Below are 18,717 nucleotides of genomic sequence, written 5' to 3' on the forward strand. Positions count from 1 at the left end.
CCGAATTTAATAACACTAAAAGTATATAAAGGAATAAATAATGAAAACGGAGAATGGAAAAATTGAAGGTGATGTAATCATTAATGATCGTTTGCAAATGAATGGAATGTTCACCGGAAATGTTACTGTAGAAAATGGTGCTCATCTAATTCTTAATGGAATGGCTACGAAATCAGTAACTCTCAAAAATGGCGGCTATTTAGAAGTAAATGGTATGGTAATTGGTGATATTTATAATCATGGAGGATCATTAGTTGTTAAAGGAGTTGTTAAAGGAGTAGTTAAAGACGTAATTGAACAAATTTAATAATCACATATCAAGCGCACAAACAGAATATAAAATCGTGGTTTTTTAATTCCACAAAAAGCTGATTCTGCTTAAAGCATACCGACTGGATGCAACAGGCATAGTAGTACTGCACTCTGCAGGGTTGCCCGTTGGGCTCACAGAAGCCCAGTATATGGATATCTGTTACGCCATGATCCGTGCTTGCAATGAGATTGTGAAGCTGCCAGGTTGGCGCAGGTCTGCCGGCGCCACCGCCGAGTATTACTACGCCAAGAAGATAGGGCTTAAGATCGTCTTTGTTCCAACTGGAATAGACATTGAGCGAGGTATGAGTTTAGTATCGTGATAGTGAAATTTAAGAGCTAAAAATCATGAATAACGAACGTAATTACACCATTGGCGCAGAAGATATCGTTGCCGTGGATGTGCATTTTGAAAATCAGATTGAAAAACTGATAAATGACGTCCTCGGTGTTGATGTGGGTGAGTCTTTTGCTATCAGCATTGACGCCCTTGTTAACACAATGCTTCCTACATCTAAAGAGGATCCTTTTAAGGTGTACTGGCGTGCAGCAAATAAGCTTCTTGCCAGACTTAACCATGCTAACAGAGACAAATTTAAAGGTTGGTGCTTTTGTTGTGATGAAGGCCGTTCAATTGTTTATTTCGGAATTAAGGATGAGTTCGGTCGAATTAAAATCAGTTAAGTGATAAGTAAAACATAAACAAGGATGAAGAGGAATTTATGGGATTTAGAAGTTTGCAGGAAAAACAATGGGCAAAGTTTTTCGATTTAATTGGGGTAAATTACATTCATAATCCGCCACACGTTAAAGTTAATGAAGACTTTTACTACTCACCGTCTTTTTATCTTTTAAATGTAGATACCAGCTTTCTCTCAGGAGCAAAAAGTGAGTATGGAATTTATTTTGATTTGGTAACAGAAGATGATTACATGAACTTAGGTTTTGCAGCCAAGTTTCCACAACCTATGCTAACTGGTAACTTATTGCCTGTGTCGTCAAATGAAAATGTTGATTCTCTTAGCCAAGAACAGTTAATCGATGGCAGATATAGTTTCATGAAGCTGTTTGATGGTGTCGTTGTTGCAGAGACTTTTTACCATACGATGAAGCAAGAGAGCTGGAATGAGTCTACTCAAAGTTTCGACAAAGACCGGATGATGATACCGTTTAATGAAGCTGAAGAAGCAAACAATTTGGTAGAATAAAATGATTTACCCAAGCCTTATGTTTTACTATCCTGCTATAACAATGCGGGTTATAGCATCTAAAGCCACCTATCTGGTGGCTTTTTGCTATCTAGACCTTTCAGTTTATTCAAGCCTCGGCCATCGCCGGGGCTTTTTGTTTTGGGGTTTGTCATGCGCAATAAGGTATTAGTCACAGGCCTGAGCTTATCAGCTGCTGCACTGATCACCTTAGTTTCATCTGAGGGATTCTCGCCAGTTGCCGAGATCCCTGTTAAAGGTGATCGGCCTACATTTGGTTTTGGGTCAACTTATCACGCAGATGGACGGCCAGTAAAGCTAGGCGAAACCACTACCCCAATTAACGCACTTAAAACCGCAAAGGCTCATATCGATAAGGATGAGCAACGTTTTCGAGCAAGCCTGCCGAACGTGGAGCTTAACCAAGCATCTTACGATTTATACATCGATTGGACGTACCAATACGGCATCGGCCGTTGGTTAGCCTCGCCGATGCGTGGCCATCTTATCCAAGGTGAATACCAACAATCATGTGATGCATTGCTGTTGCCAGAGTATCGCACCGTCGCTGGTTATGACTGCTCAACGCCTGGCAACAAGCGCTGCTATGGCGTGTGGCTTCGGGCGCAGCAGCGGCACCGCGACTGCCTCGACGCTCTCAATTGATTTGTGCAAATTACTGATAATTAAGGTGTTTGCTCTTTGGTGGGTGGGGCGGGTCAAAACTTCAGGGCTTTTGCCTAACTGACCGTGCGCATACAGTTTTATGCAAAACCGCGAAATGAGACCTTTTTTTCTGGCAAATTTAGGCGTTAAAAATGCTCTCGACAATATCAAGTAAAATCATTGCCTTACTTATCGTTTTGTTGGTTGTTTTGATAGGCGCATTCAGTGCTTTTTTTGTGATCAATAAGGGCCAAATAGCACTATTAAATGCAAATTTGGATAAATCGGAGCTGGCCCGTTCAGAGCTGCAAAAAAATTTATCCTCGGTCACTTCATCACTTGAGTCTGCAGAAAAAGACAAACAAACCTTGCTAGGCAATCTTGCATTGCTAGCAAAGGCCTTGAGCGATCGTGAACGGTCACGAAACGAGATTAAGCGCGAGTTCGAGCAATCCACCAAAGAGTTAACTCAGGTATTCGAAAGGTCCAGCGATGAAAAAACGCTTACTTGGGGCGCTACTGGTATCCCTGATGCTGTTAACAGCGTGCTCGAGCAGTCCGCCAGATGTGCGAACCGTTACCGTAACCAAGATTCAGTATGTTTTTCCGCCCAAGGAACTGATCAGTCAGTGCATCGTTCCGCCGTATTCCAGCAAGAAAAACCAAGATCTTTCTGAATACACCAACTCGTTGATGAAAGTGATTTCTCTATGCGATCTCGATTGGCTATCGCTAGAAAGCTGGATAAACGAGCAAAAGTCGAAACTGTCTACCGAGTGATCGGAGGCTAACAATGAATATCAAACCCTTGGCGCCAATTATGGATAAAGCAACGACAACTGGGAGCTATATCGCTTCAATCTCTACGGCAATTGGCGGTTTTCTATCACTCGATAAGATTGCGTTATTGCTCGGTATCGCATCAACAATCGTTTTATTCGTTGTTCAATATCGCCTCTCAAGAGAAAAGAAACGGCAAAACCGCGAATTTCACGAAGCCAGAATGGCCGCGATCAAAGCTGGAAACCTAAACGTAATCAATATGGACGATAGCAATGGGTAAAGTCGTCGTTATCTTCAATGGCGCCATCGTTTCTGTGCCTGCTGTTGAGTCTGATATTGGCAATGGTCAAACAAAATTAGTGCCACTGGTTCCTGCTGATTGGGTTGAGGTAACCGCATTAAACGCCGCATACCCAACATTTCAGGGAAAAACTAAGCCGCCAGTTATCGAGCAAAGCAAGCAAGCCGATTTAATTGAGTCGATGCAAGCGCTAACCGCCGCCATTACCGCCCAAACCAATGCAATTAGCCAACTGGTTAACAGCAATCTGGATATTGTCGATCAGATGATGGCTACCGAAGACGAACAGCAAGATGGATCTTCGCTCTATCTGGACGGCTCCGGTGAGCTATGAGCCAACCAAGCTGGCGCGATGACAAACGCAAAACCGCCGAGCGTGGTTACGGTGGACGCTGGCAAAAAGCCCGTGAAACCTTCTTAAAGCGCCATCCGCTATGCTGTTTCTGCGAGCAAAAAGGCATTATCACCGCCGCAACGGTAGTGGACCACAAAATCCCACACAAAGGCGACACAACCCTATTTTGGGATACCAACAACTGGCAACCGCTGTGCAAGACTTGCCACGATAGCACCAAAAAAGTAATGGAGAGCAGAGGGGTAAAGCTTGGCGCTGATGAAAGCGGCAAACCAACAGACCCAAATCACCATTGGAACAAGTAGTGAGGTAAAACGTGGCAGTAGGACGAAAAACCACGCCAACCGCGCTCAAGCTAGTTACAGGAAACCCCGGTAAAAGGCCGCTCAATAAAAAAGAGCCAAAGCTAGAAGCGGGGATCCCGCGAATGCCGGCTTATCTCAGCCCAAGAGCAAAAGCAGCATGGAAAAAGCTAACAAAACTGCTTAAAGACATGGGCGTGCTCACACTGGCCGACGGTATGGCGCTTGAGCGGTTATGTGATGTTTATTCCGAAATCCTCGACCTGAGGGACGAAATAAAACAAAACGGCCGAACGTACCAAAGCATCAAAATCATCGGCGAAAACATCGACGAAGATACCCGCGAAGTCACCCAAGTCGAGCAAATGCTAATGAAGGCAAACCCAGCCGTGCAAATGCTGGCCGATGCCGACAGGCGATTTAAGGCCTATCTCGTAGAATTTGGGCTAACTCCATCGGCCCGTAGCAAAGTACAGGTAACTGATGGCGACAAGAAAAAAGACGAGATCGACGAATTCTTCGGATGATATAGAAGATCGCGTCACTCGTTGGGCAAAACAAGTCGCCTCAGGGGAGTTCCTCGCTGGCCCCGATATCCGCAACGCCTGTAAGCGGCACTTAAAAGATTTAGAAACAGGCCATGAACGTGGTCTTACTTGGGATTTAGCCGCCGCCAACCGCGCAATTAGCTTTTTCCCAAAAGTATTGCGCTTAAGTGGTGGCGATCACGAAGGCAAGCCATTCCATCTGCTCGACTGGCAAGCATTTATTGTGGGGTCGCTATTTGGCTGGAAGGATGCCGACGGTACCCGCCGTTTTCGCATGTGCTATGTCGAAAGTGGCAAAGGCTCTGGTAAATCCCCTTTAGCCGCAGGTATTGGGATTTACGGTTTAGTGGCAGATGGTGAGGCCTCCGCCGAAATTTATGCAGCGGCCACAAAAAAAGATCAGGCCATGGTGTTGTTCCGCGACGCCGTTTCAATGTTTAGGCAGTCGCCACAACTTAGTGCAAGGCTAAAACCGTCAGGTACCGGGCAAAGCGTTTGGAACCTTGCCTATCTCGCTAAAAACTCATTTTTTAGACCCATCAGCTCCGACAACGGCCAATCAGGGCCGCGTCCCCACATGGCGCTGATTGACGAAGTACACGAACACAAAAACAACAACGTCGTTGAAATGATGCGTGCGGGTACCAAAGGCCGCAAGCAAGCGTTGATCTTCATGATCACCAACTCAGGCCACGACCGCACTAGCGTTTGTTACTCGTACCACGAATACGGCAAGGCCATTTGTGCGGGTACCAAAGAAGATGATTCGTTCTTCGCCTTTATCTGTTCGCTCGACGAAGGTGACGACCCGATTAATGACGAAAGTTGCTGGCAAAAGGCCAACCCATCACTGGGGCACACATTCACGCATAAATACCTGCGTGAACAGGTCACCCAAGCCAAGGGCATGCCAGCCAAAGAGAGCATTGTTCGGCGCTTAAACTTCTGTCAGTGGGTAGATAGTGCCTCACCTTGGCTATCCGCCGACACATGGATGGATTGCGAAGATGATTTTGATATCAGCGAGCTCTACGGCGAAGAATGCTTCGGCGGGCTCGACTTATCCGGTACCCGCGACTTAACCGCCTTAGCGCTTTACTTCCCGCGAGTAAAAACGCTGTTAGTGGACTTTTGGACACCCAAAGACACGCTACTTGATCGCGAGCGCACCGATAACGTGCCGTACTCGGCATGGCTAAGGCAAGGTTTTATTCATGCGCCACCCGGTCACGCAGTGGACTACAGCTTTGTGGCCGAACGCGTTGCCGAGCTGTCAGCACTGTTTGAGATAAAAAGCATCGGCTTTGACCAATACCGGATCCACTACCTCGAGCCAGAACTCGCCGAGGCAAACGTATTTATCCCGCTGGTTAAACACGGGCAAGGTTATTACAAAGCATCAGAGTCAAACCTATGGATGCCGCGCTCAATTGAGTTATTCGAAAAGCTGATCACCAGTAAAGAGATCAGAATCAAAACCAATCCATGCCTAAGGTGGAACGCCGCAAGCGCCGTGCTTGAGGCCGACGCCAAAGACAACCGTATTTTTACCAAGAAAAAATCCACAGGTCGTATCGACGGCGTAGTCGCCTCAGCTATGGCAGTGGGAACGGCATTAGAGTCTGATGGCGTCGATGATACCGAAGATTGGCTAGCAGCAATTAAGGACCCAATTTACTAATGAATACACCACTTGCACTATTCATCTTTCTTGCACTTACAGGTTCTTTAATGGCTGTAGCTGGCGTTTATATCCTGTTTGGACTCGGTTGGTCGCTGTTATCTGGTTCGATTCTATCGTTTGCAGGCGCTTCATTTTTACGTAAAGGAATGACAGCGTGAAACAATCAAAATCACTTGCTTTGGTCATTGCCAAAGCCGCAAGTCAGCCATTTGCGTCACTCGACAACTTTATGGGTAAAACCTTAAGGCTAACGGACGGTGATTTTTGGGCACAACTAATGGCTACGTCTAAAAGCGGCAAAACGGTCAATGTAAATACAGCTATGCAATTGGCTGCAGTATGGGCCTGTGTTCGCCGTATTTCAGAAACTGTTGCCATGCTGCCACTAGGCTTATACGAGCGCCAAAGTGATGGTGGACGAATCCAAGTTCAAAACAGCCTTTCTACTGTATTGAGCATTAAGCCCAATGCAGATATGACGGCCATGCAGTTTTGGGAAGCAGTGCTCGCATCATTGCTACTTAAGGGCAATGCGTTTATTGAGATCCACCGATCAGGTGGTGAGATTATCGCCCTCGATTTTCTTATGCCGCATCGCATGGATATCGACTTAGATGATAGCGGCAGCTTGATCTACTGGTACACGCCAAGAAACGGCCCCCGCCGTCAAATCAAAAAGCAAAACATGATGCACATTCCTGCATTCTCGTTAGATGGTTTGATTGGTTTATCTACCATCTCTTACGGTGCCAATGTGTTTGGTGGTGCTATGTCGGCAGAGGATGTGAGCGCCAGTACCTTTAAAAACGGTATGACAAAAACGGTCGCCTTCAAAGTTGATCGCGTAATGACTAAACCTCAGCGTGAAGAATTTCGCGAATATGTAAAAACGATTACAGGCGCAATGAATGCAGGAAGATCGCCTGTGCTTGAGCAGGGCATTACCCCTGAGTTAATCGGCATTAACCCAATTGATGCGCAGTTACTCGAGTCACGAAACTACAGCGTAGAAGAGATTTGCCGTTGGTTTTTGGTTGATCCGTCACTCATCGGCTTTGGCGGAAAAGACAGCAATTGGGGCACTGGGCTAGAGCAAAAGATGATTGGCTTTGTCACCTTAACGCTATCGTCTTGGATCCGCCGCATCGAGCAATCAATCTCTATTAATTTGCTCACACCAGCCCAGCGCCAAACTCAGTACGCACAATATAACTTGGAAGCGTTACTGCGTGGCGATAGCGCTTCACGCGCAGAGTTTTACAGCAAAATGACTCAAAACGGCATCTACACCCGTGATGATTGCCGGGTTAAAGAAAATTTACCGCGCCGTGGTGGCAATGCCGATGTGTTAACTGTTCAAACCAACCTTGCACCAATCGATCAACTTGGTACGCAATCAGAATCTGCAAAAGTCCAAGCCGTACTAAACAACTGGCTTAATCAAGATAACTAGGGGTAAACCATGCCATTTCCAAAAAGCTTCTCGCAGAGCGGAGTGCGCTGCGATATTTCTCCGCGCGCGCAAGAGCTGTGGAACCCAGCTATTAAAGCCGCAGTAGAAAACACTGAATCAACCATTACTGTTTACGGCATCATTGGCGAAGATTGGTACGGCGAAGGCGTCACGCTAAAGCGTATCGATGCAGCTTTACGCAGCATCGGTAATGAAAAAGACGTCACTGTTTATATCAATTCCCCAGGCGGCGATATGTTCGAAGGTATCGCTATCTATAACCGTCTGCGCGAACACAAAGGCAAAGTCACCACTAAAGTACTTGGCCTCGCAGCCTCTGCGGCATCAGTCATTTATATGGCTGGCGAGGATGATGCACGATTCGTTGCAAGTTCGGCCTTCCTTATGATCCACAACTGCTGGGTGTTTGCCATCGGTAACCGCCACGCTCTACGTAACATCGCCGACGATATGGAAGAGTTTGATGCTGCCATGGTGGACTTGTACGTAGAGGGTTGCGGACAAAGTGAAAAAACCATTGCCACTATGATGGATGAAGAAACCTTTATCCGTGGCAAAAAAGCCGTAGAGCTTGGCTTTGCTGCTGACACTTTATCAGCCGATGAAATTGGTGAAGCCACCGAAAACACTAACGCTAACTCACTGCGTAAAGTGGATGCGGCCATGGCAAAGGCTGGCGTACCGCGCAGCGAGCGCCGTCAACTACTTCAAGATTTAAAGTCCAGTACGCCGAGCGCTGCTGGCGGCATCACGCTAAATGCTGATGTGTCCGATACGCAAAACGCTATCGCCCCCGATCTAACCGCGCTAATCAACGCATCAAAAATCATTTTATCTAAATAACTGGAGGCGACTATGCCAAACCCAAATTTTGAGAAGCAAGTAGAAGAATTAGGTGCCAATCTAACCAAGATTGGTGATCAAATTAAAGCCGCTGCAGAAGAAACCAACAAGCAGATCAAGGCTTCTGGTGAAATGCATGCCGAAACCCGCGATAAGGTCGATAAGCTGCTTTTAGAGCAAGGCTCAATGCAAGCTCGCTTGCAAGAAGCAGAGCAAAAGCTGCTAAAAGGCGCCCAAAGCAACCAACAAGAGCGCGAACAGTCAATCGGTGAGCGTGTGGTTAACGACAAGGAAATGGAAGGCGTTAACAGCTCATTCCGTGGTAGCCGTCGAGTTGGTATGCCACGTTCGGCAATCACCTCTGCCACTGGTTCTGGTGCTGGTTTAGTTCGTCCGGATCGTATGGCTGGCATTGTTGCAGGTCCAGAGCGTCGTTTAACTATTCGTGACCTAATTGCTCCAGGTGAAACCGAAAGCAACAGCATTGAATACGTTAAAGAGACAGGATTTACCAATAACGCGGCTCCTGTAGCTGAAGGTGCAGCTAAGCCTTACTCTGAAATCACATTTGGCCTAGTCAGTGCCGGTGTGCGTACTATTGCACATTTATTTAAAGCCAGCCGCCAGATTTTGGATGACTCAAAACAACTGCAAAGCTTTATCAATGCCCGTGCACGTTACGGCTTAATGCTTAAAGAAGAAACCCAGCTGTTATACGGCAACAACACTGGCGCCAATTTGCACGGCATTATTCCTCAGGCAAGCGCTTACGTTAAACCAACTGGCGCAACGGTTGATACCGAGCAGCATATTGACCGCATTCGCTTAGCGTTACTGCAAGCGGCATTAGCCGAATATGCGGCTGATGGCATTGTGCTAAACCCAATTGATTGGGCGGTGATTGAAACGCTGAAGGACAGCAATAAAAACTACTTGATCGGCAAGCCACAAGGGCAGACCAGCCCAACACTGTGGAACCGCCCAGTAGTTGAAACCCAATCTATTGTGCAAAACGAGTTTTTAGTCGGTGCCTTCCAAATGGGCGCACAGATCTATGACCGCATGGATATCGAAGTTTTAATCTCTACCGAGAACGACAAAGACTTTGAAAACAACATGGTCAGTATCCGTGCAGAAGAGCGTTTAGCGCTAGCGGTTTACCGTCCAGAAGCCTTTGTCACTGGCAACTTTACCTTTGCTTAAATCAGTTAACTGATAACTAAAGCACTAAAGGCCGAAATTCGGCCTTTAGTTTTAGTGGCATACACTCTTGGAGAATTACCATGGCTAAAATACTCGCCATTGCACTCAAATCTTTTTACTTGGACACCGAAGTAAAAACCACTTCATCAAAACCGTTTGAAGTAGATGAACATCACTTTAACGAGCTAAAACACAATGGCTTAGTTGCTCGCGCACCAGAAGAAGCAACCGAAGCAGACGTTAATGCCGCTGAAGCAGATGCTAAGGCTGCTGCTGAAGCTGAATCAAAGGCAAAAGAAGAAGCAGATGCTAAGGCCGCTGCAGCCGCAGCCAAAAAAGCCAAAGCGTAATCAGTAGTACAGGAGTCCTCTGTGAGTATCATCACCATAGAACAAGCAAAGCAAAATCTAAATGTGTTTCACGATGAAGATGATGCAAATTTGCAGCTGCTGCTTGATGGGGCAGAGGACGAAGCAAGCCAATATTTGGGAATGGAATCCCTAAGCGCTTTGCTTGATGAAGCAACGGGCAAACTACCTGCAAGCGTCATCACTGGCGTAATGATATTGCTGCAATCGAGTTATCAAGCGTCACCTGATGACGCGCTTAAACTGCGCAACGCCGCTGAAATCAAGTTAACACCTTATCGTATTGGCTGGGGGATTTAATGCTCGCCTATCGTTTACGGCATCGAATCCACCTGCAACAGCCAGTAAAGCAGCAGGATCCGCTCACAGGTGCAATTTCAATATCGTGGCAAACCCTCACCTTAGGTACTAAGCCGCTTGATAAGGTTGCCGCCGAGGTATTAACAGGGGCTGGGCGTGAATTTTATGCAGCAGATGCAAAACAAGCTGAAACCAGCGCCAGAATCAACCTTAGATGGTTTCCAATTGATCTCAGCTTGTTTTACCAATGCCGAATTTTATGGGACGGCAGAACTTACGATATTTACTCGATAGAAACGGATTTAACAGGCCGTCAAGAGTGGCGCTTACGCTGCAAAGATGGCGTGAATCAGGGCATTTAACCATGAACCAGCCTCACATTTTCACCATTGAAAATACCAGTGAAATGGGTAAACCCGTCGAGGTGTTTTTAAACGGTAAAAAACTAGACCACTGCATTTATGCCGATACCAAAAAGGGCAAGGTAGTGTTTTGTCCTCAGCCACTTAAAGTCCATAAACATAAAAAGAAAGTGATCTGCAAAACGTGTTATGGCCACGTCACAGTTGAGTACTTAAACAACCAAAGCAAAGCAGGTTAACCATGGCAACCTCAGATTTCAGCATTGTTGGCTTAAAAGAAGTCAAAGCAAAAATGAACAGGGTTAGCCAAACCGTGCTTGATACAGGCACACGATCAGCACTACGCAAAGCCGCTGGTATTGTAAAAAAAGCGGCGCAACAAAACGCGCTGGCAGTGGATGACCCAAAAACAGGGCGCAGGATCCGCGACAACATCACCCTGCAGTTTGCTAGCCGACTATTTCAACGCGACGGGGTGATCATGTATCGCGTGGGGGTGGCAACCAATCGCGGCCGTATTCCAACACCCAATGCCGACGAAGGCGCGCGCGGCAATACCCCGCATTGGCATTTAGTGGAGTTCGGTACAGAACGCGCCCAAGCCCAGCCCTTTATGCGCCCAGCATTGGCTAACAATATCAACCAAGTGATAAACAGCTTTACCTTTGAATTTGATAAAGAACTCGATAAGGCACTCTCATGAGCACCGCGCCTATTTTTGTGGTTTGCAGTAATAGCCCTGAGGTCACCGCGCTGCTGGGCACTAACCCAGTAAGGCTTTATCCATTTGGGCAAGCACCACAAAACGAGCCAAAGCCCTATGCCGTTTGGCAAGTGATCGGCGGTAGCCCTGAAAACTATTTAGCCGGCAGACCAGATACCGATGCATTTACCCTGCAGGTAGATGTATACGCCGACTCAGGCGCCACAGCCTCAGCAGTGGGTGATGCGATTCGCCACGCCATCGAACTGGATGCATACACCACCAATTACAACGGTGATGACCGAGATAAAGAAACAGGCAATTACCGTCACAGCTTTGATATTGATTGGCTAGTCACCCGTTAGCCACTCTCACAAATCCCGCACTTAAAACCAAAAGCCTCTGCAACCGCAGGGGCTTTTTTGTATCTGCCGCAAGGCTATTGTTAGGAGCAACAACATGAGTATGAAAACGCAGGGCACCCAGCTCTATGCACTAGATCCGGCAGATGATTCTGTTTTAGCCATCATTGCCGTGACAAGTATCGACGGGATTGATAGCCCAGTTGACCCAATCGAAACCACACCGCTTGAAGCTGATGCCCGTGAATTTGTGGCTGGTTTAAAGTCACCAGGCGCGGCGACATTTGGCATTAACGTAGACCCAAAGCACGAAGCACACTTACGTTTGCACCAACTCAAAACCGCAGGTACTACCCTTAAGTGGGCGCTTGGTTGGTCAGATGCTAAAGATGTTCCGCCAACCGTTACCAGCAAAGCCTTTGTGTTGCCGACAAGTCGTACATGGATCACCTTCGAAGGCTTTATGACTGCCTACCCATTTGCCTTTGCGCAAAACGATGTGGTTAAAAGCACCATTGGTATTCAAGTATCAGGCGATCCTGTGCTGACTCCTGCATCAACAACGCCGTAATTTCAGTTAACCCATACAAAAGCCCACCTAACCGTGGGCTTTTTGCTTTGTCATCTTAACTAACTTAATCCTAAGGAATAATCATGGAATTAAGTGTTGCAAGCCTTATTCAGTCGGGTTCCTATTCTCCCGCAAAGCCAGAACGCCGCGAAATTTCGTGGATAAACCCAGCAGGTGAAACCTGTAAAGCTACTGTATTCATCCGAAAAAAGTCATTCGCTACCGCCAATATCGAAGCCAACAATTATAACAATGGAGTCGATTCGCTCACGTCTCGCATTGTTTCAAGTGTTGTTGATGAGCAGGGCAAGCCCCTGTTTGAGATTGACGACATTCTTGGCAATGAGGCTCACGGGCCCATTTGCGATTCATTAGGCATGGCGTTAATTGGCGCCATTAACGAGGTTAACGGTATCGGGTTAAAGCCAGACCCAAAAACCTTACCGCCGACCACGAATTCTGGCACGAGCTCGTGCTCGCAGGAGTCGGCGGACGAACTATCGAAGAAGCCCAGCAAAACCTCACGCACCGAGAAGTCATCGACTGGATCGCCTACCGAGCAAAGTTTGGCCCCTTAAGCGTTCAAGCGCGGCAAGAGCGCATTGCCGCAGCGCAAATGCATCACCTCAACACCATTCACGGCGGCAAAGCCAAGTTTGAAGATTTTATGATCTTCAGCCAGTTAGACGAGGCAGATCAGCCAGAAGCCACCGTTGACGATGTGTTACTGATGCTCAAAGCCAGCGCGATTAAAAAGTAAACCGATTAACAGCAATAAGGCCAAGGACGGCCACCCACAAAGCAAAACACCAAGCAGGAATCCCCATGGCGAATAAGTCACTCGGCACACTCACGCTAAACATGGTTGCCGAAACAGGCAGCTTTGTTGAAGGCCAAACTAAGGCAGAACGCGCTTTAGCAAAAACCGAAGCTGCAGCAGCCAAACAAAAAGCCGAACTTAACCGCTTACTTGGGCAAATTGATCCGCTAGTTGCTGAGTACAGCAAGCTCGACAAAATGGAGCAGCAGCTGCGCCGCCACCGTGAATCAGGCTCGCTAGGGCAAACGGAATACGATACCTACAGCAAAAAAATTGCGCAGATGCGCAGTGAAGTAGCTAAAGCTGGGGTTGAGTATGACAAGACAGGTATGTCAGCCAAGCAAATGGCGTTTGCCACTCGAGGCTTACCAGCACAGTTCACCGATATCGCGGTTTCCTTGCAAGCAGGACAAAACCCGATGACGGTATTCTTGCAGCAAGGCGGTCAGTTAAAAGATATGTTTGGTGGTGTTGGTCCTGCTGCTAAAGCCATGGGCGGATATATTATGGGTTTAATTAACCCATTTACTATTGCGGCCTCTGCAGCGGGTGTAATGGCATTGGCTTATTATCAGGGCAGTATCGAGGCAGATAGGCTACGCAATGCGCTGATATTAACGGGTAACTCAGCAGGTGCAACCTCTGACCAACTCATGAGCGCCGCCAAGCGTATTGATGCCATTAGCGGTACCCAACGCCAAGCTGCCGCAGCACTGGCAGAGGTCGCCAATACTGGCAAGTTTACCGCCAGCCAAATTGAGTTAGTCGGCCTTGCCGCTGTGCAAATGGAAAATACCACGGGTAAAGCCGTTGCCGATACGGTTGCGGAATTTGTCAAACTAGCCGATGACCCGGTAAAAGCCGCCGAAGAACTCAACAAAAAGTTTAACTTCCTCAGCGCATCGACTTTTGAGCAAATTGCCGCCTTAAAAGAAGCGGGTAAGTCCACTGAAGCAGCAGAACTTGCCTTTAGTGCCTATAGCAATGCCATTGATCAGCGCACTAAGGAGATCACCGGCAACCTAGGCACGATTGAAAAAGCATGGAAGGCAATTAAATCAGGTGCGGTTGAGTCGTGGGATCAAATACTCAATATCGGTCGTGCCGATACGCTCGAACAGCAGTATGCCGCATTATCAAAACGTATCGAAGATCTGCGCCCAAAAACAAAGCAAGGTGAATGGGGTTACGGTCTAGCTAGAGAAGAATTAAAAGCACTGGAAGCGGAGCGTGATTCAGTGATGTCACTGATGAAGGCTGAACGTGACCGCAGCGCAGAGCAGGAAAAGCGAGCCAAACTAAACCAAGACTCCATCGAAGCCCAGCGTGCCATTGCTAAAGTTACCGAAGAAACCCTTACCAACGAGCAAAAACGCAATAAGGCGATTAAGGAATACAACGACAATATCGAGAAGGTGCGCAAAGCCGATCCCAATAGCGCCTTGCTCAATGCCGATAAAATCAAACGAGATCTCGACTCGATTAGAGAAAAGTTTAAAGACACTGCCAAAAAGGCCTTTGCCGATGACGCAGCAACTAGCTACCTTATGCGCCTGCGTGAAACCCAAGCAGGCTTGCAAGGCCAGCTAGATAGCAACACTAAGCTCACGCAATCACAAAAAGAGCTATTGCAGTTTGAGCAACAAATCGCTGACATCAAAAACAAAGATGTACTCACCGCTCAGCAAAAAAGCTTATTGGCTGAACAGTCGGTGATCCGTGCCCAGCTTGAAAAAAACGTTGCCATCGATGAAGAACTTAAAAAGCGTAACGAAGCGCTGCGGCTACAAAGCTATAGTGCCAACCTTGCCGCCAACTTGGCCGCAGAACAACAACGCAATGCCGACAAACTCGCCAGCTTTGGCTTAGGCGATAAAGCCCAGCAACGCCTAGGTGATCGCCAAAGCATTGAGCGCGATATTGAACGCGCTCAGGGTAAAGCCCTGTCGGATAACCTTGCAGGCCGCACCACTGCCGAAGAGTACCAAGCCCAGCTTGCGATGCTTAAGCAAAACCTCAGCGACCGATTAGCCGCGCAGGACGAGTACTATATCGCCCTCGACGCCAAACAAGCCGACTGGACAAATGGTGCCCGTTCATCAATGCAAAACTACATTGATGCAGCAGCGGATATGGCAGGCCAAACTGAAAAACTCTTTGATAACGCCTTTGGTGGCATGACCGACGCGCTTACCGATTTTGTAATGACGGGTAAGGCTGACTTTGCCGGGCTAGCTAAATCCATCATCGCTGACCTTGCCAAAATCGCAATGCAAAAAGCCATTGCAGGTATGGCAAGCAGTATTTTTGGTGGCTTCGCAGAAGGTGGTGCCGTTGGCTATTCATCAGGCGGTTACACTGGCGCAGGTGGCAAATATGAGCCTGCAGGCATAGTCCACCGTGGTGAAGTGGTTTGGTCGCAACGCGATGTTGCCCGTGCGGGTGGTGTGGCCACGGTAGAAGCCATGCGCAAAGGTCACAAAGGCTATGCGGACGGCGGTGTAGCAGGCGGCGCAGCCTATAACGGTGTGCCAGCCGCTGCCATGGCTGGCGCGGGTGTAGTGCATGTTGAGGTAAATATTGACCAAAGTGGCAACGCCACCACCACGGCCGATACGCCAGCATTAAGCCAGTTCGGCAGCGAGCTCGGAAAGTTTGTTGAGCAAAAATATCGCGAGCTATTAGCAAAGGATTTGCGGCCTAACGGCCAGATAGGCCGCACTATGGCGGGAGGGTATCGCTAATGCCGCAAACATTCACATGGACACCAGATAACGGCGCCACAGGCGACACCCAATATCGTACTCGCACCGCTCAGTTTGGTGATGGCTACCGCCAATCAGTAGGCGATGGCATTAACAGCAAGGTGCAAAGCTGGCCGCTGACGTTTACCAAAAACAAAGCCACCGCCGAGGCGATAGTCGCCTTTTTTGACGAACACCAAGGCGCTAAGTCATTTATCTGGACGCCGCCCCTAGGCACTGCATCGCTATGGCAAGTTAAACAGGTCACTAACACCCCATTAGGCGGCGGTATGTATCGCATCGCCGCCACTTTCGAACAAGCATTTCATCCTTAATTAGGGCGTAATCCAATGGCATTTGAAACAATTAATCTAGGCACCCAACCAGCGGGCACGGGTGGCGATACCGCTCGCTCCGCATTTGAAAAAACCAACCGCAACTTTTTAGCCGCAGAAGTACTCTCCGCCGCAATGTCACAAGCGCAGTTTGAAGCGATTCGGGCGCAGAATAAAGAACGCTATGCCGCGAGTGCTTGGGTTAGTTTTGGTAATCATGAAGCCGGCAAACAAGTCAACGAATGCAAGCCGGGGCTTTATACATCACTCACTACACCAAACACCTTGCTGATTGGTAAAGCTGGCGGGGTGGGTGGTTCTAAAACTGATCATGGTGTGCTGTGTATGGCGGGCGTGATTTTTCACTTGCCGTTAGCGTATCCAATTAGGCTAGCACGAGCGCCGGATGGCAAAACCACTTATAACAAAATTACGGGGGTAATAACCAATCATGCCACGGTTGCCGCCGCATTTAACGCGCAGGCCGCCGATCCTGTCAATGTTGAGGTGGTGATTAACCGTGTGGATATGTGGGGCTTTGAAGCATTCCCGCAGGAAGTGACACCGGCTAATCCGGAAATTTACCCGCAGGGCGTATTTAGTGACCTGTTTACCTCGATGAATGGTATCCCTACAAGTGATAGCGCCCGCCCTGTTAGCTATTTTGGTTTTTTAGGTAAGAAGGCCAAAAAGGTTGATTTTTTTGCGCTATCCGATGCGCAAAAGAAAAAGGTGTTAGCCGATCCTAAAAACAACTTGTATTACTCGGACGATGGCCGCCTGATTCAGTGGGTATTGCGTGGGCGAGAGTTTTCAGGACCTGGCAATGGAGATTGGAATAGAATTGAAAATACCATAGTAGATGCTTTGAATTTTAAAGGCGGTATTTATGTCGGAGCACAGGGATATTATGATGTACCTGCGCCATCTTCAGTCTCAGAAAATGATATATACCTAACTACAAAACATCCAAATGGGCAAAATGAAATTGGGTGTTTTTCCACAGGGAAAGATTCACAAAGGTCTATAAATGGGGAGTGTTACTTCCTAGTATGCGGCACCGTTAACCGTTTAAACCAAGGCGTATATCATCCAAGTTGGAATAATAGTGGAGCATCTAAAGCATGCAGTCAGGATGGTGGAGCGGCTGTTTCTTGGAATGCGTCAAATGTTAGAAACATTGAAAGCGAGCAGAGTTGCTTTATTCTTCCAACTTCTGGATATCCTTTTTTGGATGGGATCATTTATCCAGATTCAGGTGTTATTGGTGGTGCTGGTGGCGGTTCTGGTCGCAAAGACAATAAATCACACAATGCTATTTATTCGAATGGCAATGGAGGTGTTTGTCGTGATATGCGTTATAGTTCAATTTCGTTAGATGCTGTAGATTTCGAAGAAGCGCTTATACAAGTAAAAAATAGTAAATATAGAGGTTGTGAAAAAATATACTTCTGCAAACCTTTTAATAGTAAAAATGTATATTTAAATTTTAATGCTAGTCAGTTTGACCTTGGAGATTCTAATGATTTAGGTTTATCTGTAGGAGATTCATTTTTTGCAATATCAACAGAAACAAAAGCTGTGCTTTTTGGCTCGAAAATCCTAAATACTAGATTCCCAATAGTTACAAAACTGTCAGGCATTCCGCTAACTGATTTAAATTCAACATATTATTTCATAACGGTGAAAGCTTTGAATGAGCCAGTTGGAGGATCGTTTTTACAAAACGATGTTATTGGCGACCCATTAAATATTTTATCAACACCACAGCTTACAAATGGATGGAAAGGTAATTGGGTTAATCCATTTGTGGATAAATATTATTTAAGTAGAGATGTCGTATCTCAATCAATAAGCAAAATATTCACTATAAATAATGGTGTTAGTTGGAGTTTTGAAGAGTCAAATATTGATGCAGTAAATAATTACATTACAAAAGGAAGTGAAAGCTTAGTAATGATAGTTCAATACTCAGCCTTAGCTACCCAAACTGAGCCTGCACCTAATGCTACGCTAGCTTGCCTAGTTCCATACAACGTCTTTGCATCTTCTGACTACCGTCCTGAAAACGGTGCTCTGCTGGGTGAGTCGTTAATTGGCAAAGTGTTGAAAAACAATTCAGGTGTAACAGTTAATAATAAGTCGCTATCATCATGCGCCATTGATGGATCTGGCAAATTAACCTCTGCGACAAATTTCGATGGTGTTACTCACCCAGCATTAACGCTTGGAGCGCCAGCAAATAATTCACCAGCGTTTAAGGCGGTTAGCTATCTCGCTAATATCAACCAGCAAGCAGTTCCTCATTTTGCTTTCACCGAGTTAAAGCATAACGGATCAAGCTGGGGTGATGATGGCAAGGTAACGATTGTCGATAACCAAGCCACCAAGACAGACCTAAATGGCAATACTGTTTTAGTGGGGACGGCGAAACTCAAAGAGCCAATCGGCTGGATTAAGAACAAGGTTTAAC

The 18,717-nt window shown here is 47.0% G+C and carries 28 protein-coding genes; all 28 read left to right on the top strand.

Going from position 1 to position 18,717, the window contains the following annotated elements:
• Positions 1 to 40 precede the first annotated feature (40 nt).
• The 28 genes from KXJ80_RS10405 to KXJ80_RS10535 all read left to right on the top strand — a co-directional run bounded on the left by KXJ80_RS10405 (position 41) and on the right by KXJ80_RS10535 (position 18,716).
• Positions 41 to 307, top strand: a complete 267-nt coding sequence (locus KXJ80_RS10405; protein ID WP_259474742.1) for a hypothetical protein — start codon at positions 41 to 43, stop codon at positions 305 to 307.
• An 85-nt stretch (positions 308 to 392) separates the two neighbouring features.
• On the top strand, positions 393 to 635 hold the full coding sequence (locus KXJ80_RS10410; protein ID WP_259474818.1) for a DUF4406 domain-containing protein: 243 nt from the start codon (positions 393 to 395) through the stop codon (positions 633 to 635).
• A gap of 25 nt (positions 636 to 660) precedes the next feature.
• Positions 661 to 996: a hypothetical protein gene (locus KXJ80_RS10415; RefSeq protein WP_259474743.1), complete on the top strand. Its 336-nt coding sequence runs from the start codon at positions 661 to 663 to the stop codon at positions 994 to 996.
• A gap of 38 nt (positions 997 to 1,034) precedes the next feature.
• Positions 1,035 to 1,520 (top strand): hypothetical protein, encoded by a 486-nt coding sequence (locus KXJ80_RS10420; protein ID WP_259474744.1) that lies wholly within the window; start codon positions 1,035 to 1,037, stop codon positions 1,518 to 1,520.
• Positions 1,521 to 1,673: 153 nt separating this feature from the next.
• A complete protein-coding gene (locus KXJ80_RS10425) occupies positions 1,674 to 2,186 on the top strand; it encodes a glycoside hydrolase family protein (RefSeq protein WP_259474745.1) in 513 nt (170 codons plus the stop codon).
• Between the two features lie 152 nt (positions 2,187 to 2,338).
• Positions 2,339 to 2,863 carry a hypothetical protein gene (locus tag KXJ80_RS10430; protein ID WP_259474746.1) on the top strand — a complete coding sequence of 175 codons (525 nt, stop codon included), beginning with the start codon at positions 2,339 to 2,341 and terminating at the stop codon, positions 2,861 to 2,863.
• Positions 2,778 to 2,966, top strand: a complete 189-nt coding sequence (locus KXJ80_RS22505) for a hypothetical protein (protein ID WP_445772415.1) — start codon at positions 2,778 to 2,780, stop codon at positions 2,964 to 2,966. Before KXJ80_RS10430 ends, KXJ80_RS22505 begins: the two co-directional genes overlap by 86 nt.
• A gap of 13 nt (positions 2,967 to 2,979) precedes the next feature.
• Positions 2,980 to 3,249, top strand: coding sequence for an HP1 family phage holin (locus KXJ80_RS10435; protein WP_259474747.1), 270 nt, complete (start codon positions 2,980 to 2,982; stop codon positions 3,247 to 3,249).
• The gene (locus KXJ80_RS10440) at positions 3,242 to 3,604 is read left to right on the top strand and encodes a hypothetical protein (protein WP_259474748.1); all 363 of its coding nucleotides are present in this window, start codon (positions 3,242 to 3,244) and stop codon (positions 3,602 to 3,604) included. Before KXJ80_RS10435 ends, KXJ80_RS10440 begins: the two co-directional genes overlap by 8 nt.
• Positions 3,601 to 3,930: an HNH endonuclease gene (locus KXJ80_RS10445; protein ID WP_259474749.1), complete on the top strand. Its 330-nt coding sequence runs from the start codon at positions 3,601 to 3,603 to the stop codon at positions 3,928 to 3,930. The genes KXJ80_RS10440 and KXJ80_RS10445 overlap by 4 nt, the downstream gene beginning before the upstream one ends.
• 11 nt (positions 3,931 to 3,941) lie before the next feature.
• Positions 3,942 to 4,454, top strand: a complete 513-nt coding sequence (locus KXJ80_RS10450; protein WP_140906804.1) for a phage terminase small subunit P27 family — start codon at positions 3,942 to 3,944, stop codon at positions 4,452 to 4,454.
• On the top strand, positions 4,411 to 6,156 hold the full coding sequence (locus KXJ80_RS10455; protein WP_259474750.1) for a terminase large subunit: 1,746 nt from the start codon (positions 4,411 to 4,413) through the stop codon (positions 6,154 to 6,156). The genes KXJ80_RS10450 and KXJ80_RS10455 overlap by 44 nt, the downstream gene beginning before the upstream one ends.
• Positions 6,156 to 6,317 carry a hypothetical protein gene (locus KXJ80_RS10460; protein WP_011072870.1) on the top strand — a complete coding sequence of 54 codons (162 nt, stop codon included), beginning with the start codon at positions 6,156 to 6,158 and terminating at the stop codon, positions 6,315 to 6,317. The genes KXJ80_RS10455 and KXJ80_RS10460 overlap by 1 nt, the downstream gene beginning before the upstream one ends.
• Positions 6,314 to 7,612, top strand: a complete 1,299-nt coding sequence (locus KXJ80_RS10465) for a phage portal protein (RefSeq protein ID WP_259474751.1) — start codon at positions 6,314 to 6,316, stop codon at positions 7,610 to 7,612. The genes KXJ80_RS10460 and KXJ80_RS10465 overlap by 4 nt, the downstream gene beginning before the upstream one ends.
• 9 nt (positions 7,613 to 7,621) lie before the next feature.
• Entirely contained in the window at positions 7,622 to 8,476 is an 855-nt protein-coding gene (locus KXJ80_RS10470) for a head maturation protease, ClpP-related (protein ID WP_133178985.1), read from the top strand.
• Positions 8,477 to 8,488: 12 nt separating this feature from the next.
• Positions 8,489 to 9,679 (top strand): phage major capsid protein, encoded by a 1,191-nt coding sequence (locus tag KXJ80_RS10475; protein ID WP_259474752.1) that lies wholly within the window; start codon positions 8,489 to 8,491, stop codon positions 9,677 to 9,679.
• Positions 9,680 to 9,759: 80 nt separating this feature from the next.
• Positions 9,760 to 10,029 (top strand): hypothetical protein, encoded by a 270-nt coding sequence (locus tag KXJ80_RS10480; RefSeq protein ID WP_259474753.1) that lies wholly within the window; start codon positions 9,760 to 9,762, stop codon positions 10,027 to 10,029.
• Between the two features lie 21 nt (positions 10,030 to 10,050).
• Positions 10,051 to 10,347: a head-tail connector protein gene (locus KXJ80_RS10485; RefSeq protein WP_259474754.1), complete on the top strand. Its 297-nt coding sequence runs from the start codon at positions 10,051 to 10,053 to the stop codon at positions 10,345 to 10,347.
• Positions 10,347 to 10,709 carry a phage head closure protein gene (locus KXJ80_RS10490; protein WP_259474755.1) on the top strand — a complete coding sequence of 121 codons (363 nt, stop codon included), beginning with the start codon at positions 10,347 to 10,349 and terminating at the stop codon, positions 10,707 to 10,709. The genes KXJ80_RS10485 and KXJ80_RS10490 overlap by 1 nt, the downstream gene beginning before the upstream one ends.
• Positions 10,710 to 10,711: 2 nt before the next feature.
• Positions 10,712 to 10,948 (top strand): hypothetical protein, encoded by a 237-nt coding sequence (locus KXJ80_RS10495; RefSeq protein WP_259474756.1) that lies wholly within the window; start codon positions 10,712 to 10,714, stop codon positions 10,946 to 10,948.
• Positions 10,949 to 10,950: 2 nt separating this feature from the next.
• Positions 10,951 to 11,412, top strand: a complete 462-nt coding sequence (locus KXJ80_RS10500; RefSeq protein WP_259474757.1) for an HK97-gp10 family putative phage morphogenesis protein — start codon at positions 10,951 to 10,953, stop codon at positions 11,410 to 11,412.
• Positions 11,409 to 11,777: a DUF3168 domain-containing protein gene (locus tag KXJ80_RS10505; protein WP_259474758.1), complete on the top strand. Its 369-nt coding sequence runs from the start codon at positions 11,409 to 11,411 to the stop codon at positions 11,775 to 11,777. Before KXJ80_RS10500 ends, KXJ80_RS10505 begins: the two co-directional genes overlap by 4 nt.
• A gap of 94 nt (positions 11,778 to 11,871) precedes the next feature.
• Positions 11,872 to 12,345 (top strand): phage tail tube protein, encoded by a 474-nt coding sequence (locus tag KXJ80_RS10510; protein WP_259474759.1) that lies wholly within the window; start codon positions 11,872 to 11,874, stop codon positions 12,343 to 12,345.
• 83 nt (positions 12,346 to 12,428) lie between these two features.
• Complete coding sequence (locus tag KXJ80_RS10515) at positions 12,429 to 12,923, top strand: phage tail assembly chaperone family protein, TAC (RefSeq protein WP_259474760.1); 495 nt, start codon at positions 12,429 to 12,431, stop codon at positions 12,921 to 12,923.
• Positions 12,818 to 13,105 (top strand): phage tail assembly protein T, encoded by a 288-nt coding sequence (locus KXJ80_RS10520; RefSeq protein WP_186293684.1) that lies wholly within the window; start codon positions 12,818 to 12,820, stop codon positions 13,103 to 13,105. Before KXJ80_RS10515 ends, KXJ80_RS10520 begins: the two co-directional genes overlap by 106 nt.
• 65 nt (positions 13,106 to 13,170) lie before the next feature.
• On the top strand, positions 13,171 to 15,909 hold the full coding sequence (locus tag KXJ80_RS10525) for a phage tail tape measure protein (RefSeq protein WP_259474761.1): 2,739 nt from the start codon (positions 13,171 to 13,173) through the stop codon (positions 15,907 to 15,909).
• Entirely contained in the window at positions 15,909 to 16,244 is a 336-nt protein-coding gene (locus KXJ80_RS10530) for a phage tail protein (RefSeq protein WP_259474762.1), read from the top strand. Before KXJ80_RS10525 ends, KXJ80_RS10530 begins: the two co-directional genes overlap by 1 nt.
• 15 nt (positions 16,245 to 16,259) lie before the next feature.
• Positions 16,260 to 18,716: a hypothetical protein gene (locus tag KXJ80_RS10535; RefSeq protein ID WP_259474763.1), complete on the top strand. Its 2,457-nt coding sequence runs from the start codon at positions 16,260 to 16,262 to the stop codon at positions 18,714 to 18,716.
• Position 18,717: the final 1 nt, after the last annotated feature.

It is taken from the genome of Shewanella xiamenensis (assembly GCF_024971755.1).
Lineage (GTDB): Bacteria > Pseudomonadota > Gammaproteobacteria > Enterobacterales > Shewanellaceae > Shewanella > Shewanella xiamenensis.

Coding starts and splice junctions, on each gene's coding strand:
- KXJ80_RS10405 (WP_259474742.1), top strand. CDS start 41: ATGAAAACGGAGAATGGAAAAATTGAAGGTGATGTAATCATTAATGAT.
- KXJ80_RS10415 (WP_259474743.1), top strand. CDS start 661: ATGAATAACGAACGTAATTACACCATTGGCGCAGAAGATATCGTTGCC.
- KXJ80_RS10420 (WP_259474744.1), top strand. CDS start 1,035: ATGGGATTTAGAAGTTTGCAGGAAAAACAATGGGCAAAGTTTTTCGAT.
- KXJ80_RS10425 (WP_259474745.1), top strand. CDS start 1,674: ATGCGCAATAAGGTATTAGTCACAGGCCTGAGCTTATCAGCTGCTGCA.
- KXJ80_RS10430 (WP_259474746.1), top strand. CDS start 2,339: ATGCTCTCGACAATATCAAGTAAAATCATTGCCTTACTTATCGTTTTG.
- KXJ80_RS10435 (WP_259474747.1), top strand. CDS start 2,980: ATGAATATCAAACCCTTGGCGCCAATTATGGATAAAGCAACGACAACT.
- KXJ80_RS10440 (WP_259474748.1), top strand. CDS start 3,242: ATGGGTAAAGTCGTCGTTATCTTCAATGGCGCCATCGTTTCTGTGCCT.
- KXJ80_RS10445 (WP_259474749.1), top strand. CDS start 3,601: ATGAGCCAACCAAGCTGGCGCGATGACAAACGCAAAACCGCCGAGCGT.
- KXJ80_RS10455 (WP_259474750.1), top strand. CDS start 4,411: ATGGCGACAAGAAAAAAGACGAGATCGACGAATTCTTCGGATGATATA.
- KXJ80_RS10460 (WP_011072870.1), top strand. CDS start 6,156: ATGAATACACCACTTGCACTATTCATCTTTCTTGCACTTACAGGTTCT.
- KXJ80_RS10470 (WP_133178985.1), top strand. CDS start 7,622: ATGCCATTTCCAAAAAGCTTCTCGCAGAGCGGAGTGCGCTGCGATATT.
- KXJ80_RS10475 (WP_259474752.1), top strand. CDS start 8,489: ATGCCAAACCCAAATTTTGAGAAGCAAGTAGAAGAATTAGGTGCCAAT.
- KXJ80_RS10480 (WP_259474753.1), top strand. CDS start 9,760: ATGGCTAAAATACTCGCCATTGCACTCAAATCTTTTTACTTGGACACC.
- KXJ80_RS10490 (WP_259474755.1), top strand. CDS start 10,347: ATGCTCGCCTATCGTTTACGGCATCGAATCCACCTGCAACAGCCAGTA.
- KXJ80_RS10495 (WP_259474756.1), top strand. CDS start 10,712: ATGAACCAGCCTCACATTTTCACCATTGAAAATACCAGTGAAATGGGT.
- KXJ80_RS10500 (WP_259474757.1), top strand. CDS start 10,951: ATGGCAACCTCAGATTTCAGCATTGTTGGCTTAAAAGAAGTCAAAGCA.
- KXJ80_RS10505 (WP_259474758.1), top strand. CDS start 11,409: ATGAGCACCGCGCCTATTTTTGTGGTTTGCAGTAATAGCCCTGAGGTC.
- KXJ80_RS10510 (WP_259474759.1), top strand. CDS start 11,872: ATGAGTATGAAAACGCAGGGCACCCAGCTCTATGCACTAGATCCGGCA.
- KXJ80_RS10515 (WP_259474760.1), top strand. CDS start 12,429: ATGGAATTAAGTGTTGCAAGCCTTATTCAGTCGGGTTCCTATTCTCCC.
- KXJ80_RS10525 (WP_259474761.1), top strand. CDS start 13,171: ATGGCGAATAAGTCACTCGGCACACTCACGCTAAACATGGTTGCCGAA.
- KXJ80_RS10530 (WP_259474762.1), top strand. CDS start 15,909: ATGCCGCAAACATTCACATGGACACCAGATAACGGCGCCACAGGCGAC.
- KXJ80_RS10535 (WP_259474763.1), top strand. CDS start 16,260: ATGGCATTTGAAACAATTAATCTAGGCACCCAACCAGCGGGCACGGGT.